Source organism: Syntrophotalea acetylenica (assembly GCF_001888165.1).
GTDB lineage: Bacteria > Desulfobacterota > Desulfuromonadia > Desulfuromonadales > Syntrophotaleaceae > Syntrophotalea > Syntrophotalea acetylenica.
In genome coordinates this window covers 1,764,320-1,780,546 of record NZ_CP015455.1, presented here as the reverse complement: position 1 = coordinate 1,780,546, position 16,227 = coordinate 1,764,320, and the positions used below count along the sequence as shown (strand labels likewise).

The window sequence follows — 16,227 nt, the reverse complement described above, 5'->3', positions numbered from 1 at the left end:
GCGGGGCTTTTCTGCGTGGGGCTTGCTGTTGCGTCTCCGAGATGCCGATTGCTCCGGAAAATAGGACCGGACCAAAAGCTTGGTCTTCACCGGCCATTTCAGGCGTCCCACTGCAAGGTAGGCTGGCTCACCATGGCAACGGGTGAAAGACATCTCGATCATTATGTTGGTCAGCTTATCCAGGATACTCGCGCATCTCAGAGACAACATCGTGCCACCTGCGAAGCAAATGCTAGCACAGTACGACGGCCTGTCAATGGCCTGGTGACATTATCGACTGGATTGACAATCTGTTTTGCGGCGACAATGGAAATGGCCTGTGTTAGCATGAAACCGATCCAGCGTGGAACCCGTGTTCCCCGGGTGACGACTTTGTTGCCAGACCGGTGATCCAGGCAGAAGATTCCGAATTCGTCGGGGCGTTATCGAAAGGGTTGAAAATGGCCGGAAGTGTTTTCCGGATTACGGTTCCTGCTGCATGCCACGGCATGCGCCTTGATCAGTACCTTGCCCAGGCGGTCCCGGGTTTTTCCCGAGGCATGGCTCGAAAAATCATAGACCTTGGGGGGGTGCACATGGATGGCCGGCGCCTGCGGCGCAGTTCCCAGGTTGTGGGGCAGGGAGCGGCACTGGAAATTTTCGTTGACGGTGAGCCACAAGATATTTTTTCCATTGGCGAAGAGAATATCCTGTATCAGGATTCTTATCTTATCGCTGTCAATAAACCTGCGGGAATCAATACCCAGCCTACGCCCGCCCGTTATAAAGGCACACTTTACGAAGCGCTCATACGGCATCTCGACAACCCTTTCCGCCGCGGGACAAGGCCCTCATTGGGGATGGTACAGCGTCTCGACCGGGACACCTCGGGGGTTTTGGTTTTTTCCACGCATCCTGGATCTCACAAGCCTTTGTCCGCTAGTTTTTCGAATCGCAGCGTTCGGAAAATCTATCTGGCTCTGGTCGACGGATGCCTGGCCTGCGAGCAGGGCGTCTTCCATTCCGAAATCGCCCGGCAACATCGTACCAATCTCATGAAATCGGTCGATCGCGGGGGGAAGGAGGCCTTGACCCAGTATAGCGTGGTTGAGCGGTTTGCCGAGGCTACGCTGGTGAGAGTTGAAATTCCCACCGGGCGCTCTCATCAGATCAGGGTGCATTTTTCCGAAGCCGGCCATCCGTTGCTCGGCGACATCCGGTATGGAGGTCCGGCCAACCGGTGCGGGCAGGCGGTACCCAGGCAGATGCTGCATGCCTGGAGAATCGAGCTGGAGCACCCGATTACGAAGACCCCCGTGGTTTTTGAGGCTCCCTTGCCAATGGACTTTTTACGATGGCTCGAGTGTGCTCGCCATCCGGAATCGGGTCCTGGCGGCCCAGACAAGCAAGGTTGAAATTTTCACTGATATTTTTGTCATCGATCGAGGACTCCATGCTGTCATATCCCCATATCGACCCGGTTATTTTTCGTCTCGGGCCTTTTGCCGTACGCTGGTATGGCATGATGTATCTGCTCGGCTTTCTTGCGGCTTACCTGATTATCAATTATCTGGCCCGCTACCGCCGACTTGATCTGAGTTCGGAAAAGGTTGCCGATTTGCTGTTTTATTGCGTGATTGGCGTCATCGCCGGGGGCCGTCTCGGTTACGTGCTGTTTTATGATCCGGGGTTTTATCTGCAGCATCCACTGCAGGCTTTTGCGGTCTGGCAGGGCGGCATGAGTTTTCATGGCGGTCTGTTGGGCGTTATTGTGGCCGCGCTGTGGTGGTGCCGGCGCACAGGCATCGATAGTTTGCTTCTGGGAGATATCCTCGTCACCGCGGCAACCATCGGACTCGGATTGGGGCGTATCGGCAATTTCATCAATGGTGAACTCTGGGGTCGCGTCACGACCTTGCCCTGGGGGATGGTTTTTCCGGGGGCCGGGCCGCTGCCCAGGCATCCCAGTCAGCTCTATGAGGCCTTTTTCGAGGGAATTGTTCTGTTTTTACTATTGTGGCTCCTGCATGTCCGGCAGGTAGCGAAAGGTGTGCCGCTTTTCACTTTTCTGGCCGGTTATGGAGCTCTGCGTTTCATGCTGGAATTGGTGCGGGAGCCCGATGCGCATATCGGGTTGTTTTGGAGCAGCGTCTCCATGGGGCAGATGTTGTCCCTGCCCATGGTTATGGTTGGGCTTGCCGGGATTCTGTATTGCCGGCGGCGGGGGCTGGGTCGATAACGCCTGCAGTTGGCCGTTTATTCTGATGTCGACAGGGAGCTTTCGCCGATCATCCGGTGCGTCATTGGAAACTGGCGGTCAAGAAGGGAACGCTGTGTTGCCAGAGGGCGAGGTGCAGAACCAACGGATCCGTCAGTGAAGCGTTTTCTCCATTTCGAGGACATGTCCGCTTTTGAGTTTGCGATAAGATACCCGGTCCATAATGGCGCGAATGATGAAAATTCCGCGTCCCCGTTCCTGCAGGGACGCGGTGTCGGGCGGGCTCACGGTGTGGAGGTCGAAGCCTTGGCCCTGATCGTAGACTCTTATGGTCAGTTTGTGCCGGGCCAGGGTGATGGTGATACGTACTTCCGTCGAGGTCGGCTGATCGGCATGCTTGATGGCATTGGCCATGGCCTCGGTGAGAACCAGGTTGATGTGATACGCCAGTTCCTCCCGATCTCCCGAAAAGCGTTCAAGAGCGCGGGCCATGGACTCGCCGATCTGGCCTACGAGGCCTAGATAGCGGGTTTCCTTGGGAAGCGTGATGTCGAGCTCTATCCTTTCGCTCATCGAGCCTCCACAGGGTCAGACCTGAAAGCTGGCAATGGCTTCTTCGGGGCTGGGAAATATTTCAAAAACACGATGAAGGCGGGTCAGTTCGAACATGGACTGGACCTGGGGCTGCAACCCTGCGAGTTTGAGGCTGCCGTTGCGGGCGCTGGCATTTTTAAATCCCGACACCAGAGCCCCCAACCCGGAGGAATCGACGAAGCGAACCCCTTGCAGGTTGATGACCATGTTGTTTTTCCCGCCTTCGAACAATGACAGCAGGCGGGTTTTCAAATCGCCGCTGTTGTGGGCGTCGAGACGTTCTTCCCCGACGGAGATCAACACCACGGCGCCCTGCTCATTGATTTGAATGTTCATGGCATGCTCCTGAAAATAACCTTGCACTGAATCTGGAAACGGCCCTTTTCCGCCGCGGTTCGCTACCCTCAATATTACCACGTTTCCATCACGCGTTATCAGGACGTCAGCACCGACGTTTGGTGCCGGGTTTTATTCTTCCCGGAGAAAACGGCGCAACAGATGATCAATGGTGGCATGTATTTCAGCCTGGCCGTCTACGCGTAACACGCCTGGCTCGTTTCCGGTTGCCTCGAAACAGGCCGCCTGCTGATCGTACAGCGCACACCGCCCGTCGGAGGCATCTGTTTCGTGCTTTTGCCGGTGGTCGAGGCGTTGCAGGGCCACCGCACGATCACAGGTCACTTCCACTGTCCACACCCGGTACCCTGCGTTTTTTGCCTCCAGGCGAAAACGTTCCCGATCCCGGCGGGCATGGAAACTCGCGTCAACGATCACCGGGCGGCCTGTCTTCAGAGTCTCAAGGGCTCGTTCCCGCAGGGCATCGTAGGTGGCCTGGCTGGTCTCGCTGCTGTAGAGTCCCTTGCCGTAATCCTCGGCGCGGCGCTGTTCGGGAGACAGTCCCGCGAGTTCCTTGCGAATTACGTCGGATCGCAGCAACCGGGCGCCCATGGGAATGGCCAGTTTGCGGGCGAGCGTTGTTTTGCCGGTTCCCATCAGACCGCAGGTGAGCACCAGTTGCGGAGTGCGGCAAAGATAGCCGAGGGCCTGATTGAAGTATTGTTTTGCCCGTGCCGCGGCGGCTTCGCGGGTGGAGGCATCGGCGCCGGCGTCTGCGCTCAGGAAGGATTCGACCTTGCCGCGCACATAAGCCCGGTAAATCTGGTAGAAAGGCAGCAGCAGGTCGGTATCCGCCGTTTGACCGACGATTGCGAAGTAATTTTCTCGAACGATGGTCGCCAGATCATAGTGATTACGCATTTCGAGATCCATGACCAAAAAGGCCAGATCGGCCAGGATATCGGCGATGCGGAAGCGCCTGTTGAATTCGATGCAGTCGTAAATGGCGATCTTGTCGTCCATGAAGCAGATATGCTCGCAGTGGAGATCGCCATGTCCATCGCGAACCCAGCCCTGTCGCTCGCGCCGCCGGAACAATTCGGCCTGGCGGTTCTCAAAGTCCAGGATATGCCTTTTGAGCAGATCGAAGCATTCCGAAGAGATGGTTTTGGCGATGAAGGGCTCGGTCTGAAGAAAATTTTCCTGCCAGTTGTTTCGCACCACATCGAGATGGCTGATGTCTGTTGCGGGGCCGATACTTTGCAGTTGCTGGTAAAGCCGCGCCACATGACGTGCCAGTTCGGCGACGCGCCGGGGCAGGGCGGGGTCATTGCGGGCCAGCAGGCGCGGCAGCATGTTGTCTTCGGGAAGGCGTTTCATGACCACGGCATATTCGATGGTATGCCCCGGTCCGTTGATCGTGATTGTGCCGTTTTGTTCGCGGATCTCCGCAACCTCCAGATAAATCCCGTCGCAGAAGCGCTGGTTGAGGCGTAGCTCTTCCTGGCAGAAAAAGGCGCGTTTTTCGAGGGTCGTGAAATCAAGAAATCCGAAATCGACCGGTTTTTTGATTTTGTAGACGCGGTCGCCGACAAAATACAAACGTGAAATATGGGTCTCTTTGAAGTCGATGCCGGCCACCTCGGAATCAAAGGTACGAGGTGCGAGAAGGGCCTTGTGAAGGGTTTGTGAATCCATTTTGTCTCCCGGTATAAATATACGATATCGCTGTGATTTTAACATAAGGACGATTCCTGTAAAGAGGTTTTGTGCCGGGGGTAAAGTGATTGACGGTATCGGTATGGTATGCTAGTTTCATTCTCGTTTTCTCGTGGCCGGCGTCTTTGCATCGATTACTTCCGTCGCCGTTTTCTCGTTTACCTAAAAGCCTTCTTTATTCCCTCTGCCCGTGGGGGCTCCGGATGTTCAAGCAGGGTTTGACGTTTTTACTGGTTGGTATTGCGTTGGTCGGATGTCTGTCCGCGTCCTGGTCGGGACAGCCCCCTCTTGATGAGAAAACAGTCAGCTCGCAACAGGGCGGATCGAAGCAGTCCACTTTTTCGAGCAAGGCTCTCTATGAGTTTGCCCGGGCCCGGCTGCTGGCCCTGGCAAACCGCTTGCCGGAGGCTGAAGAAGCGCTTCGCAAGGCGATTCACTACGATCCACGTTCGGCATATCTGCGGATGATGATGGCGGAAATCATGCTGGCGCGGGGCGACCAGAAACAGGCCGAGAAGTCCCTCGGTGACGCGCTTGTTCAAGATCCGGATTATGTCGATGCGCACTTGCTGCTGGGGAACCTTCTATACAATCGGCAGGCATTCAGCGAGGCGATCGTGCACCTGAACCGGGTGCTGGCACTCGATCCCTCTCTTGAAAAAGTGTATCTGCAGCTTACCGCGGCTCATGTGCGTCTTGAGGACAGTGAGGGTGCCATCCGGGTTCTGAAGAAAATGCTTCAGAAAAATCCCGATTCCGTTGCCGGGGGGCTTGCTCTGTCGCGACTTTATCGACAGCTCGGGCTGACATCGATGGCCGAACGTACCTACCGCGAATTTCTTCAGCGGCATCCCCAGGAGGTTCAGGGATATGTCGAGCTGGCCCGGATTTTCCAGGATCTGGGGCAAAAGGAACAGGCTTTGGCCGTATTGAAGCAGGGCATGGCCGCCAACCCCTCCGCGGATGATTTTCGTTATCAGCTTGTGCGGGTTCTGGTGGAATCGGGGCAGCCCGATCAGGCACTCGATATATTGCATGCCATGCTCAGGGAACAGCCCGACCGTCTCGAGGCGCGCCGCATGCTCGGTCTGCTGCTGATGGAAAAAAAGGCCTGGAAGGAGGCGGGTGAAGCCTTCGAATTGCTACTGGCTGCCGAACCGATGCATGAGCAGGGTCTCTTCTATCTGGGGGTGGTTCGCGAAAACCAGGAACAATGGTCCGACGCCATCGCCGCTTTTCTCAGGCTTCCCCCGGAATCGGAATTTTTTCTCGATGCCACCAGCCATCTGGGCTACCTGTATTACAGGGACGGACAGCGCGATAAGGCCATCCGACTGCTTGAAGACCGCCTGCGGGACAATGACGGGACTCCTCAGCTGTACACTTTTCTGATCAGCCTGTATCATGAGCGGGGAGACGATACCAGTGCCGGTCCATGGCTGAAGCGGGGGATGGAAAAGTTTCCCGACTCCGCCGAACTGCATTACCAACGCGGGTTGCTTCTGGAAAAACAGGACAACCGTAAAGGCGCCATCCAGGACATGCGGAGGGCTATCGAGCTGGACCACAAGCATTATGAAGCGATGAATTTCATCGCTTACAGTTTTGCCGAACAGGGCGAGAACCTGGAGGAGGCCCTTACTCTGGCACGCAAGGCCCTTGACCTGAACAATGAAGCTCATATCATCGATACCCTGGGTTGGGTCCTTTTCAAAATGGGACGTTTCAGTGAAGCTCGCAGGGAACTGGAGGCTGCAGCGGCCCTGCTGCCCGAGGATGCACTGGTTCTTGAGCATCTTGCGGATCTGTATGGAGCAATGGAAATCTGGGAGAAAGCCGCCGCCGTTTACGAGCGTGCATGGAAGTTGAGGCCGGATGATGGGGATCTGGAAAAAAAGCTGCGTGGCGCTCAATCGCACCTGTGAGCCCGGATGGGGCAGGCTGGTTGCTGGCCTTCTGGCGCTGGGCCTGTTATTGGCAGGGGGCTGCGCGCCCCTGCGACCTCCCGTTGAAGGTTTGCCTGCCGTCGATGCGTTGACCTTGATGAAAAACCTTGAGGTGCAAGGTCGCCGCTTTCATTCCCTGCAGGGAACGGCTTCCCTGCGCGTTGTCAGCGGCGAGGAAGAGCAGAATGTCAAGCAGGTCCTGCTCATCCAGCGGCCGGATCTTTTCCGGGCCGAGGTGCTCGGGTTGTTCGGGCAGCCGGTGGTGACCGTTGCCGCGGCCGATGATCGGTTGTCGGCCCTGGTTCCCGGCGAATCCGCCTTCTATACGGGGCCGGCCACGCCCGAGAATCTTTATCGACTGGTGCGGTTCCCTCTTGAACTGAGGGAGTTGCTCCAGTTTGTGTTCTGTGATGTCCCTTTGTTGCCGGGATACAGCGGCCTTGTGGAGGTTGATGAAGGTCTTTACAGCATGCGCCGCCACGCCCAGGATGGACGCGAGCAGCGATTGTATTTTGACCGACAGAAACAGTTGCGCCAGGTGTCTTATAGCAGCGACGGCATGGAGCTGTTAAGGGTTGAATACAGAACCGTTCGCCCGGAAGACGGGTTGCCTCAGCAGATATATATGAGCCTGCCTGCGGTTGACATGGAACTTGAGCTGATCTGGAGGGATGTGCGGGTTAACGCCGAGATTCCCGCGATCCGCTTTCGCCTGACGCCCCCGGCCGGCGTGCAGATCAGGAACTTGCCGTGAAATGCATCGAACGCTGTCGGTTCATTTGTCTGCTTTGTGTTCTGGCCGCAACTCTTGGTCTGGTCGCCGCTTGCGATACGCACCAGCCTGGTGTCTCATCGTCTGACCCGACCGGATCACCGGCTTATGGCGATACTCTGTTAATGGGCAGTATCGGCGAACCGAGCAACCTGTTGCCGGTACTGGCTTCCGACTCGGCTTCGAGCGACATCAACGGGCTGGTCTACAACGGTCTGGTCCGTTACGACAAAAATCTGCAGCTCGAGGGGGAACTCGCCCGCGCATGGGAGATCTCTCCGGACAATCTCACCATCACCTTTCATTTGCGACAGGATGTGCGCTGGCACGACGGCCACCCATTTACCGCAGAGGATGTGCTGTTCACCTATCGGCTGCTTGTCGATCCCACCGTTCCCACGGCTTATGCCGAACGCTACCGGCAGGTGGTGCAGGCACAGGTTGTCGATCCGTACACCTTTCGCGTCCGTTACGGCAAGCCTCTGGCCAGCGCCCTGATCAGCTGGGGTTTCCCCATTCACCCGAAACATCTTCTGACAAACAGGGATGTGACCAGAAGTCCCCTCACGCGGGCTCCAATCGGCACCGGACCCTATCGCTTCGTGGAATGGAAATCGGGGGAAAAAGTCGTTCTGGAGGCCAATCCCGATTATTTTGAAGGACGCCCCAACATTCACCGCGTGGTGTACCGCATCATTCCCGATCCATCCACCATGTTCCTCGAATTGCGATCCGGTGGCATCGATTACATGGGGCTGACGCCTTTGCAGTATGTCCGGCAGACGGAATCCCCCGCCTTCCGCAGGCGTTTTGAAAAATTCCGTTATCCCGATTTCTCCTATACCTATCTCGGCTTCAATCTGCGGCGGCCGCTTTTTCAGGACGTGCGGGTACGTCGCGCCGTAGCTCACGCCATCAACAAGGAAGAACTGGTTGAGGGTGTGTTGTTCGGCCTCGGCACGCAGGCCACGGGTCCCTACAAGCCGGGTACCTGGCCACACAACTCCAAAGTCCGCCGCTACGCCTACGATCCTGACCTGGCACGTCGCATGCTGGCCGAGGCCGGCTGGGTCGATACCGATGGTGACGGCATTCTCGACCGGGACGGCAAGGCGTTTGCTTTTACCATTGTGACCAACCAGGGCAACGACACCCGGGTCAAGGCAGGGGAGATCATTCAGCGCCGTCTGCTGGAGGTTGGGATCTCCGTTAAATTGCGGGTCATTGAATGGGCATCCTTTCTGAAGGAATTTATCAATCCCGGGAATTTTGATGCCACCATTCTCGCCTGGAACATCACCCTCGACCCGGATGCCTACGATGTCTGGCATTCGAGTAAAACCCGCGCCGGAGAACTCAATTTCATCGGTTTCCAAAACGACGAAGCGGACCGTTTGCTGGAAGAGGGCAGACATACCTTCGACCAGGGTCGACGCAAGCGTATTTATGACCGGTTTCAGGAGATTCTGGCCGACCAGCAGCCGTATGTTTTCCTTTATGTTCCCGAAGCCTTGCCCGTGGTCGCCCGGCGCTTCCAGGGCATTGAGCCGGCCCCGGCCGGCATCATGCATAATTTTATCCGTTGGTACGTGCCCCAAGACCAGCAGAAGTACCAGCGCTGATTGAGATGTCGTCATGATTGTTCCGATCGTAAAACGTCTGCTGTTGATGGTCCCCTTGCTGCTGGGCATCACGCTGATATCCTTTGTCGTGATTCATCTCGCACCGGGGGAGCCGACCGATTTGCAGACCCAGCTCAATCCCGAGGTCAGCGCCGAATTGCGTGAGCGGCTGCGCGCTCAGTACGATCTGGACAAACCGTTGCTGGTGCAGTACGGCAAATGGTTGGGACGGCTGGCCCGTTTCGATTTCGGCGAATCCTTTGTGCAGGACCGCCGCCCCGTTGCCGAAAAGATTGTCGAGCGGCTGCCGGTCACCATCATGATCAATCTGCTTTCCATCAGCCTTATACTGCTGGTTTCCGTGCCGCTGGGAGTGATTTCCGCAGTGCGCCGCAATTCCCTGTTCGATCGGTTTACCACCGTTTTTGTTTTCCTGGGGTTTGCCACGCCGTCGTTCTGGCTGGCGTTGCTGCTGATGGATTTTTTTGGCGTGCGTCTCGGACTGTTTCCCATTGCTGGCCTTAAATCCCTTGGCCATGAATATTTCAGTGCCTGGCGGCAGGTGGCCGATGTTCTGCATCATCTGGTTTTACCGGTATTTGTTTCGGCATTTGGAGGGCTTGCAGGGTTTTCCCGCTATATGCGCGGCAATATGCTGGAGGTGATCCGCCAGGATTATATTCTCACGGCGCGTGCCAAGGGATTGTCGGAGAAAGCCGTCATCTTCAGACATGCCTTGCGCAATGCCCTGTTGCCGGTCATCACCATACTTGGTCTTTCGGTGCCGGGCCTGATCGGCGGCAGTGTGATTTTTGAAACCATTTTCGCCATCCCCGGAATGGGCAAGATGTTCTACGATGGCGTTATGATGCGGGATTATCCCCTGATTATGGGAGTTCTGGTGATTGGTGCGGTATTGACCCTGTTCGGCAATCTGATTGCCGATGTTGCCTATGCCCTGGCCGATCCACGCATCCGGAAACGTTGAAAGGTTCAATGGTTTGCCGCTTAAGAGCTTGACATGGGATGAGGGCCATGCCCCCCCGGATCCAGATCGAGAGGTGCTCGATGCGTGACAAGAGAGCGAAGCTGGGACGGTTATTGCTGGATGCCGGACTGGTTGGCGAGCAGGAGTTGAAGGCGGCGCTGTGCTACCAGAAAAATCAGCGATGTCTTTTGGGTGCATCCCTGGTGAAGCTGGGTTTTCTCTCCGAGGATAAACTGCTCGATTTCCTGGCGGAGAATCTGCAGTTGCCACGGATAAACCTTGACGGTTTTTTTTCCCCTCCGGAGGTGCTTGATTGTGTGCCCATGGAGCGTGCTTTCGCCTTTACGGTTTTTCCACTGGCGCGACTCCAGTCCAGTAGCGGGCCGGTGCTGCGCGTGGCAATGGCCGATCCCTGCAACCTGACAGTTATTGATGCTCTTGAGTTTATGACGGGTTTCAGCATTTTGCCAGTGCTCGCATCCGAATCCGCCATTTATGGCGCCATCCAGAGAAATTATGTTCAAAATCATCCCGCCGGGGCTGGTTTTAAAAAACAAGCATGCAATGAAAGTAGCCAGGAAACAGATGTTTATCGTGATAAGCTTGATAAATTGATTGAACTTTTGGAAAACAAGGGAATATTGTCCCCCGAAGAAATTCAACGTCTTGGTCGGGAATGATCATGGACACTTTTACGAACGTTGCAAGCGGCCCCGGGATTTTTTGGGGACAGCTGAGAAGCAACCGACTGGCATTGGCGGGAGCTGCTATTGTCGTGTTGATGTTTGTACTGGCTCTGCTGGCTTCCTTCGTCGGACGGGATCCCGGTGCCATCGATGTGGGGCATCAATTGCTGGCGCCTTGCCCGGAATACCCCCTGGGAACCGATGATCTGGGGCGCGATGTGCTGGCGCGTATTCTCCATGGTGCGCGCATTTCCCTGCTGGTAGGTTTTGTGGCCGTTGGCATATCGACCTGCATCGGTATTGTGATTGGTGCGCTGTCCGGCTATTACGGTGGCTGGATCGATGGCGTGATCATGCGTTTTGTCGATATCATGTTGTGCTTTCCCAGCTTTTTCCTGATCCTGGCGGTGGTGGCTTTTCTTGAGCCTTCCATCTGGAATATTATGATCGTCATTGGTCTTACCAGCTGGATGGGGATCGCCAGGCTGGTCAGGGCCGAGTTTCTTTCCTTGCGCGAACGGGACTATGTCCTGGCGGCAAAGGCTCTGGGCGCCCGCGACGGACGGATTATTTTCCGGCATATTCTGCCCAACGCCCTGTCGCCCATTCTGGTGTCCGCCACGCTCGGCGTGGCCGGGGCGATTCTCGTCGAGAGCGCACTGTCGTTTCTCGGCATCGGGGTACAGCCGCCGACACCTTCATGGGGCAACATGCTTATAGCCGGCAAGCAGACCCTCGGGACGGCCTGGTGGCTGTCGGTGTTTCCGGGGCTGGCCATTCTGGTTACGGTGCTGGGATACAATCTTTTGGGGGAGGGCATACGTGATGCTCTCGACCCGCGCCTCAAGCAATGATCGATAGGGCAGGTATGGCGGACAACAGCGGAAAAAATGCTCACATGCTTCAGGAAGCCGCGCAACTGGTACTGAACCGATGCGAGGCATTTCGTAGAAATGACTTCAGGTTTATTTTTTCAACTTATCACAAAGACGCCCCTTTTTTGCAGGCCTTCGCCACTTGTGAGGAATATCTCCAATATGCAAGGCAGCATTTGCAGGGGGCTTTCCGGATCCTTTCCTGCCGGGTGATAGGAATGCGGAGTGTTGCTGGCGATGAAGCCCAGGTGCTGTTCTGTCTGGAGGTTGCCTGCAGCGGCGTGGTGCAGAGCACCGTGGAACTGGCCTGCATCAGGCGCGTAGGAGAAAAGTTGCATTATCATTCGGGGGCCAAGCGCAATCTGTCGGAATTCTCCGGTCGGGTCGAGAACATTACATTCGAGGATTTCCTGGATTCCGATTCGCTGCTTTTTTTCTGAAAATCAGGGGCTGTCACACCCATTCGCTAGGTGAAGGAAAACTCTATGGACGCTCGTTCCTCGACTCGTAAAGGGTGGGCCAGTCGGGCGGGTTTCGTTCTGGCCGCGGCCGGCAGCGCGGTCGGTCTTGGAAATATATGGAAGTTCCCTTACATAACAGGTACTTATGGCGGCGGCGCATTTGTCCTGGTTTACCTTGGGTGTATCCTGTTGCTGGGATTGCCGATCATGGTTGCCGAGTTGATCATTGGTCGCTGCGGTCAACGTGACGCCATCGGTTCTTTTCTGGTTCTCGAGGGACCGGACAGTCGCTGGAAATGGGTTGGCGCTGTCAGTGTGGTGGCTGCGTTTTTGCTGCTGGCGTTCTATTCCGTGGTGGCGGGATGGAGTTTTGATTATGTCTTCAAGGCCGCCAGCGGCGAGTTTTCAAAAGGGGGAACGGAACAGATCGGCGGCCTGTTCCTGAAGCTCACCGCCTCCGCTTTTCGGGGGCTGTTCTGGCAGGCGCTGTTTCTTGCAGCGACCGCCGGCATTGTGATCGGCGGCATACGGGGCGGCATCGAGCGCTGGAGCAAGATTCTCATGCCCGCCCTGTTCGGGTTGCTGATTCTGTTGTTTCTGCATAGTATGTTTTCGCCGGGCGGGATGTTGGCGCTGCGGTTTCTGTTTACGCCGGATTTTTCCTTGCTCACTCCCCGAGCCCTGCTCGGTGCTTTGGGTCACGCTTTTTTCACCCTGTCGCTCGGGGCGGGGGTGATGATCACCTACGGTTCCTATCTCGATGCCGAAGCCGACCTGTTCGGTCTTTCCTTTCGTATTGCCGCGCTCGACACGCTGGTGGCCCTGCTGGCCTCGCTGACCATTTTTTCCGTCGTGTTTTCCGCCGGGATGCCCATTGACGGGGGACCGGGACTGGTGTTCAAGACCCTGCCCATTCTTTTTCTGCAGCTTCCTTTCGGCAAACTGCTTGCACTGCTGTTTTTTCTGCTGCTGGCTTTTGCCGCTCTGACTTCGGCCATTTCCATGCTGGAAGTAGTTGTCGCCTATGCGGTCGATGAATGGTGCTGGCCCAGAGGACGCGCTACCGGCGTCGTTGGTCTGGCGGCGTTTTTCCTCGGTATCCCCTGCGGATTGTCATTCAACGTTCTCAAAGGATTCGCCTTGTTGCCAGGGCACACGGTGTTCGAATCTCTCGATCTGCTCGTGTCCTCCTACATGCTGCCCCTTGGGGGCTGATGGTGGCCGTTTATGTCGGATGGCGGTGGACCCGTGACAGGCAGTGCTCGGCCTTCGTTAATCTGCATCCGGAAGGCCGGCTGTTTGCAGCCTGGCGATTTGTGCTGCGCTATTTCGCCCCCGCTGCGGTTTTGATCATACTTTTCAATGAAGCCGGATGGCTGGGCTGAACATGCCTGAGTTGCCTGAAGTCGAAACCATACGGCGGGGGATCAGTCCCTGGCTGCTGAACCGGACGGTAACCCAGGTCATTGTGCGTCAGGACCGGCTGCGCTGGCCGGTACCCCCCGACCTGGAAAGCTGCCTGATCGGCCGGCCTTTTACCGCCGTTATGCGCCGGGCCAAGTATCTGCTGTTGAAAAATGCCGCAGGCTGGCTGTTGATTCACCTGGGCATGAGCGGTACATTGCGTATCCTGGAGTCGACGGCGGGCGTGACGCTTCACGATCATGTCGATCTGCTGCTGGATAACCGGCGCTGCCTGCGGTTAAATGATCCCCGGCGTTTCGGTGCGGTATTGTGGGTCGATGGCAGCCCCGAAGAGCACCCGCTGCTGGCTCATCTCGGACCCGAACCTTTTTCGGAGGCTTTTGACGGAGCGCTGCTGTATGCCCGCTCGCGGGGTCGCGCGCTGGCCGTCAAGAATTTCATTATGGACCAGCGCATCGTGGTTGGCGTCGGCAATATCTACGCCAGCGAAGCGCTGTTTCGTGCAGGCATCCATCCCGCCCGGCCGGCCGGCCGGATCTCCCGTGCTCGCTATGACGCGCTGGCCGTGGCGGTGCGGGAAGTGCTGTCCGCCGCCATCGAGGCTGGAGGCACCAGCTTGCGCGATTTTACCAACGAGCACGGCCGACCGGGGTATTTCAGCCAGCAACTGCTGGTTTACGGTAAAAAAGGACAGGCGTGCGTGCAATGCGGCGCCGTCATACGTTGTGAAGTCATCGGCCAGCGCAGCAGTTATTTCTGCCCTCATTGTCAGCGCTGATTCTTTCGGCAATCGCATGGCAAGATTGTCGTGTTCCCGGGCCACAGGAGGTGAGTTTGAAGGATTTCCGCTTTACCATGCCTTACAGGGTGCGCATTGCCGATATCAATTACGGCGGTCATGTGTCCAACGCCGCCGTTCTGAGTTTTTTTCAGGACGCGCGCATCGGTTATCTCGGCACGCTCGGCGCTTTCAGCGAAATGGATATCGGAGGGTGCGGCCTCATTCTGCCCGAAGCCCATGTTCTGTATCGCGCCGAAATGTTTCTCCAGGATCAACTGACTATCGGAGTTCGGGTCAAGGAACTGAAAAATTCATCCTTTATCATGGATTATCGCATCGAAAGGGACGGAGTTCTGACCGCGGAGGGGAACACGGCCCTGGTCGCGTTTGATTATGGCAAGCGCCGCCCCTGTCGCCTGCCGTCCGGTTTTCGTGACGCCGTGCTGTCGTTTGAACCGCTGATGGGCGCTCCAACGGATAATGACACGGGAAAATAGAGCCGTTTTCATTCGGAGTTTCCGTAGGGATACCAGGCTATTGCGCTCGTGACGGGCGCTTCGCGAATTTTAAAGAATTCCGGTCGGGAAGGCACTGGCGGCGGCGACCCCTTAATAGTTGACAAAATTGATCAGGCATGTTATCCCTAGGCCAGAATTGATCCTGTTTGAACCGCTGCGGGGGGCTTTGGTGATTAAAACGCTCAAGGAAGATATCCGGACTGTTTTCGATCGTGATCCGGCGGTACGCAGCGTGCCGGAAATCCTGTTTTGTTATCCGGGGTTTCACGCGCTGTTTTTTTATCGTCTCGCGCACGCCCTGTGGGTGCGCAAGGTGCGTTTTCTGGCGCGCTTTGTGTCCCATCTTGGGCGCATGTTTACCGGCATAGAAATCCATCCCGGGGCCCGCATCGGACGCCGGTTTTTCATTGATCACGGCATGGGCGTGGTTATCGGCGAAACGGCTGAAATCGGTGATGACTGTACCCTTTACCACGGGGTGACGCTCGGCGGGACCTCCTGGGCGAAAGAGAAGCGGCATCCGACTCTTGGCAACAATATCGTCGTGGGTGCCGGAGCAAAGGTGCTGGGTCCTTTCCGGGTCGGCGACAACAGCAAGATCGGAGCCAATTCCGTCGTGGTGCGGGAGGTGCCGGACAATTCCACCGTCGTTGGCGTTCCCGGCCGCATTGTTTATGCCAACGGGGAAAAAATCGGAGCACAGATCGATCTTGAACATGGTCAGTTACCCGACCCGGAAGGTAAAGCACTTTCTTGCATGTTTGACCAGCTGCGGGCTCTGGAACGGCGGGTGCGCGAGCTTGAGGGTGCCGGGGTGGACAAGTCGGACCCCCGGGAGCAGAAGGTTATCTGAATCCATGCGTTTGTCCAGCAAAGCCCAGTATGCCGTGCGAGCCATGGTGCGCCTCAGCCTCGAAGGCACGGATGTTCCGGTGTCCAGCAAGACCATAGCAGACCTCGAAGGTATATCCCTGACCTTTCTGGAACAGATTTTTTCCAAATTGCGACGCGGCCGGATTGTCAGAAGCGTGCGCGGCCCCGGCGGGGGCTTTGTGCTTGCGCGTCCCGCTGAAAAAATTCGCGTGGATGAAATCATCGAGTGCGTCGAAGAGCCCCTGATGCCGGTTGCCTGCATGGACGAGGAAGGGGCATGCCTTTGCGAGGAGCTGTGTTTTACCCATAAGGTCTGGGCCGGTCTGGGGCGGCGCATCAAGAATTTTCTGGCATCGATCACCCTTGCGGAACTGACTCGCGAGGCATCGCTGCTCCAGGGAGAAACCCGCGAGCAGCGGGATATATGAGATTGG

General features: G+C 56.6%; 17 protein-coding genes and 1 other RNA gene. 14 read left to right on the top strand and 4 right to left on the bottom strand.

All coding sequences use genetic code 11. The features are described from left to right. Window positions 1-29: 29 nt before the first annotated feature. A non-coding RNA gene (gene ssrS, locus A6070_RS08210) (6S RNA) lies at window positions 30-207 on the bottom strand. A gap of 233 nt (window positions 208-440) precedes the next feature. On the opposite strand from ssrS, the gene A6070_RS08205 reads away from it, so the two are divergent. Both A6070_RS08205 and lgt read left to right on the top strand, forming a co-directional pair. Further along, the gene (locus A6070_RS08205; protein WP_327191987.1) at window positions 441-1,394 is read left to right on the top strand and encodes an RluA family pseudouridine synthase; all 954 of its coding nucleotides are present in this window, start codon (window positions 441-443) and stop codon (window positions 1,392-1,394) included. A 41-nt stretch (window positions 1,395-1,435) separates the two neighbouring features. Next, on the top strand, window positions 1,436-2,218 hold the full coding sequence (gene lgt, locus A6070_RS08200) for a prolipoprotein diacylglyceryl transferase (RefSeq protein ID WP_072288201.1): 783 nt from the start codon (window positions 1,436-1,438) through the stop codon (window positions 2,216-2,218). A 132-nt stretch (window positions 2,219-2,350) separates the two neighbouring features. On the opposite strand, the gene A6070_RS08195 is transcribed toward lgt, so the two are convergent. The 3 genes from A6070_RS08195 to A6070_RS08185 form a co-directional block, all read right to left on the bottom strand. After that, on the bottom strand, window positions 2,351-2,770 hold the full coding sequence (locus tag A6070_RS08195; protein ID WP_072287851.1) for an ATP-binding protein: 420 nt from the start codon (window positions 2,768-2,770) through the stop codon (window positions 2,351-2,353). A 15-nt stretch (window positions 2,771-2,785) separates the two neighbouring features. Then, window positions 2,786-3,127 carry an STAS domain-containing protein gene (locus tag A6070_RS08190; RefSeq protein WP_072287850.1) on the bottom strand — a complete coding sequence of 114 codons (342 nt, stop codon included), beginning with the start codon at window positions 3,125-3,127 and terminating at the stop codon, window positions 2,786-2,788. 132 nt (window positions 3,128-3,259) lie between these two features. After that, on the bottom strand, window positions 3,260-4,825 hold the full coding sequence (locus A6070_RS08185) for a bifunctional aminoglycoside phosphotransferase/ATP-binding protein (RefSeq protein ID WP_072287849.1): 1,566 nt from the start codon (window positions 4,823-4,825) through the stop codon (window positions 3,260-3,262). A gap of 224 nt (window positions 4,826-5,049) precedes the next feature. Between A6070_RS08185 and A6070_RS08180 the strand changes: the two genes are divergently transcribed. The 12 genes from A6070_RS08180 (at window position 5,050) to A6070_RS08125 (ending at window position 16,221) form a co-directional block, all read left to right on the top strand. Beyond that, complete coding sequence (locus A6070_RS08180) at window positions 5,050-6,771, top strand: tetratricopeptide repeat protein (protein ID WP_072287848.1); 1,722 nt, start codon at window positions 5,050-5,052, stop codon at window positions 6,769-6,771. Then, on the top strand, window positions 6,722-7,546 hold the full coding sequence (locus tag A6070_RS08175; protein WP_072287847.1) for a DUF4292 domain-containing protein: 825 nt from the start codon (window positions 6,722-6,724) through the stop codon (window positions 7,544-7,546). The genes A6070_RS08180 and A6070_RS08175 overlap by 50 nt, the downstream gene beginning before the upstream one ends. Further along, window positions 7,543-9,186 carry a peptide-binding protein gene (locus A6070_RS08170; RefSeq protein WP_235605433.1) on the top strand — a complete coding sequence of 548 codons (1,644 nt, stop codon included), beginning with the start codon at window positions 7,543-7,545 and terminating at the stop codon, window positions 9,184-9,186. Before A6070_RS08175 ends, A6070_RS08170 begins: the two co-directional genes overlap by 4 nt. A 13-nt stretch (window positions 9,187-9,199) precedes the next feature. Further along, on the top strand, window positions 9,200-10,174 hold the full coding sequence (locus A6070_RS08165) for an ABC transporter permease (protein WP_072287846.1): 975 nt from the start codon (window positions 9,200-9,202) through the stop codon (window positions 10,172-10,174). Between the two features lie 113 nt (window positions 10,175-10,287). Next, window positions 10,288-10,854 carry a GspE/PulE/PilB domain-containing protein gene (locus A6070_RS08160; RefSeq protein ID WP_072502058.1) on the top strand — a complete coding sequence of 189 codons (567 nt, stop codon included), beginning with the start codon at window positions 10,288-10,290 and terminating at the stop codon, window positions 10,852-10,854. A 2-nt stretch (window positions 10,855-10,856) separates the two neighbouring features. After that, window positions 10,857-11,714 carry an ABC transporter permease gene (locus A6070_RS08155; protein ID WP_072287844.1) on the top strand — a complete coding sequence of 286 codons (858 nt, stop codon included), beginning with the start codon at window positions 10,857-10,859 and terminating at the stop codon, window positions 11,712-11,714. Beyond that, window positions 11,711-12,175 carry a YchJ family metal-binding protein gene (locus A6070_RS15570; RefSeq protein WP_327191986.1) on the top strand — a complete coding sequence of 155 codons (465 nt, stop codon included), beginning with the start codon at window positions 11,711-11,713 and terminating at the stop codon, window positions 12,173-12,175. Before A6070_RS08155 ends, A6070_RS15570 begins: the two co-directional genes overlap by 4 nt. A 45-nt stretch (window positions 12,176-12,220) precedes the next feature. After that, complete coding sequence (locus A6070_RS08145; RefSeq protein ID WP_236718876.1) at window positions 12,221-13,411, top strand: sodium-dependent transporter; 1,191 nt, start codon at window positions 12,221-12,223, stop codon at window positions 13,409-13,411. 172 nt (window positions 13,412-13,583) lie between these two features. Then, window positions 13,584-14,399: a bifunctional DNA-formamidopyrimidine glycosylase/DNA-(apurinic or apyrimidinic site) lyase gene (gene mutM / locus A6070_RS08140; RefSeq protein WP_072287841.1), complete on the top strand. Its 816-nt coding sequence runs from the start codon at window positions 13,584-13,586 to the stop codon at window positions 14,397-14,399. 56 nt (window positions 14,400-14,455) lie between these two features. Then, complete coding sequence (locus A6070_RS08135) at window positions 14,456-14,899, top strand: acyl-CoA thioesterase (protein WP_083558826.1); 444 nt, start codon at window positions 14,456-14,458, stop codon at window positions 14,897-14,899. Window positions 14,900-15,089: 190 nt separating this feature from the next. Continuing rightward, a complete protein-coding gene (cysE, locus tag A6070_RS08130; RefSeq protein WP_072288198.1) occupies window positions 15,090-15,773 on the top strand; it encodes a serine O-acetyltransferase in 684 nt (227 codons plus the stop codon). 4 nt (window positions 15,774-15,777) lie between these two features. Next, window positions 15,778-16,221, top strand: a complete 444-nt coding sequence (locus tag A6070_RS08125; protein ID WP_072287840.1) for an RrF2 family transcriptional regulator — start codon at window positions 15,778-15,780, stop codon at window positions 16,219-16,221. Window positions 16,222-16,227 lie beyond the last annotated feature (6 nt).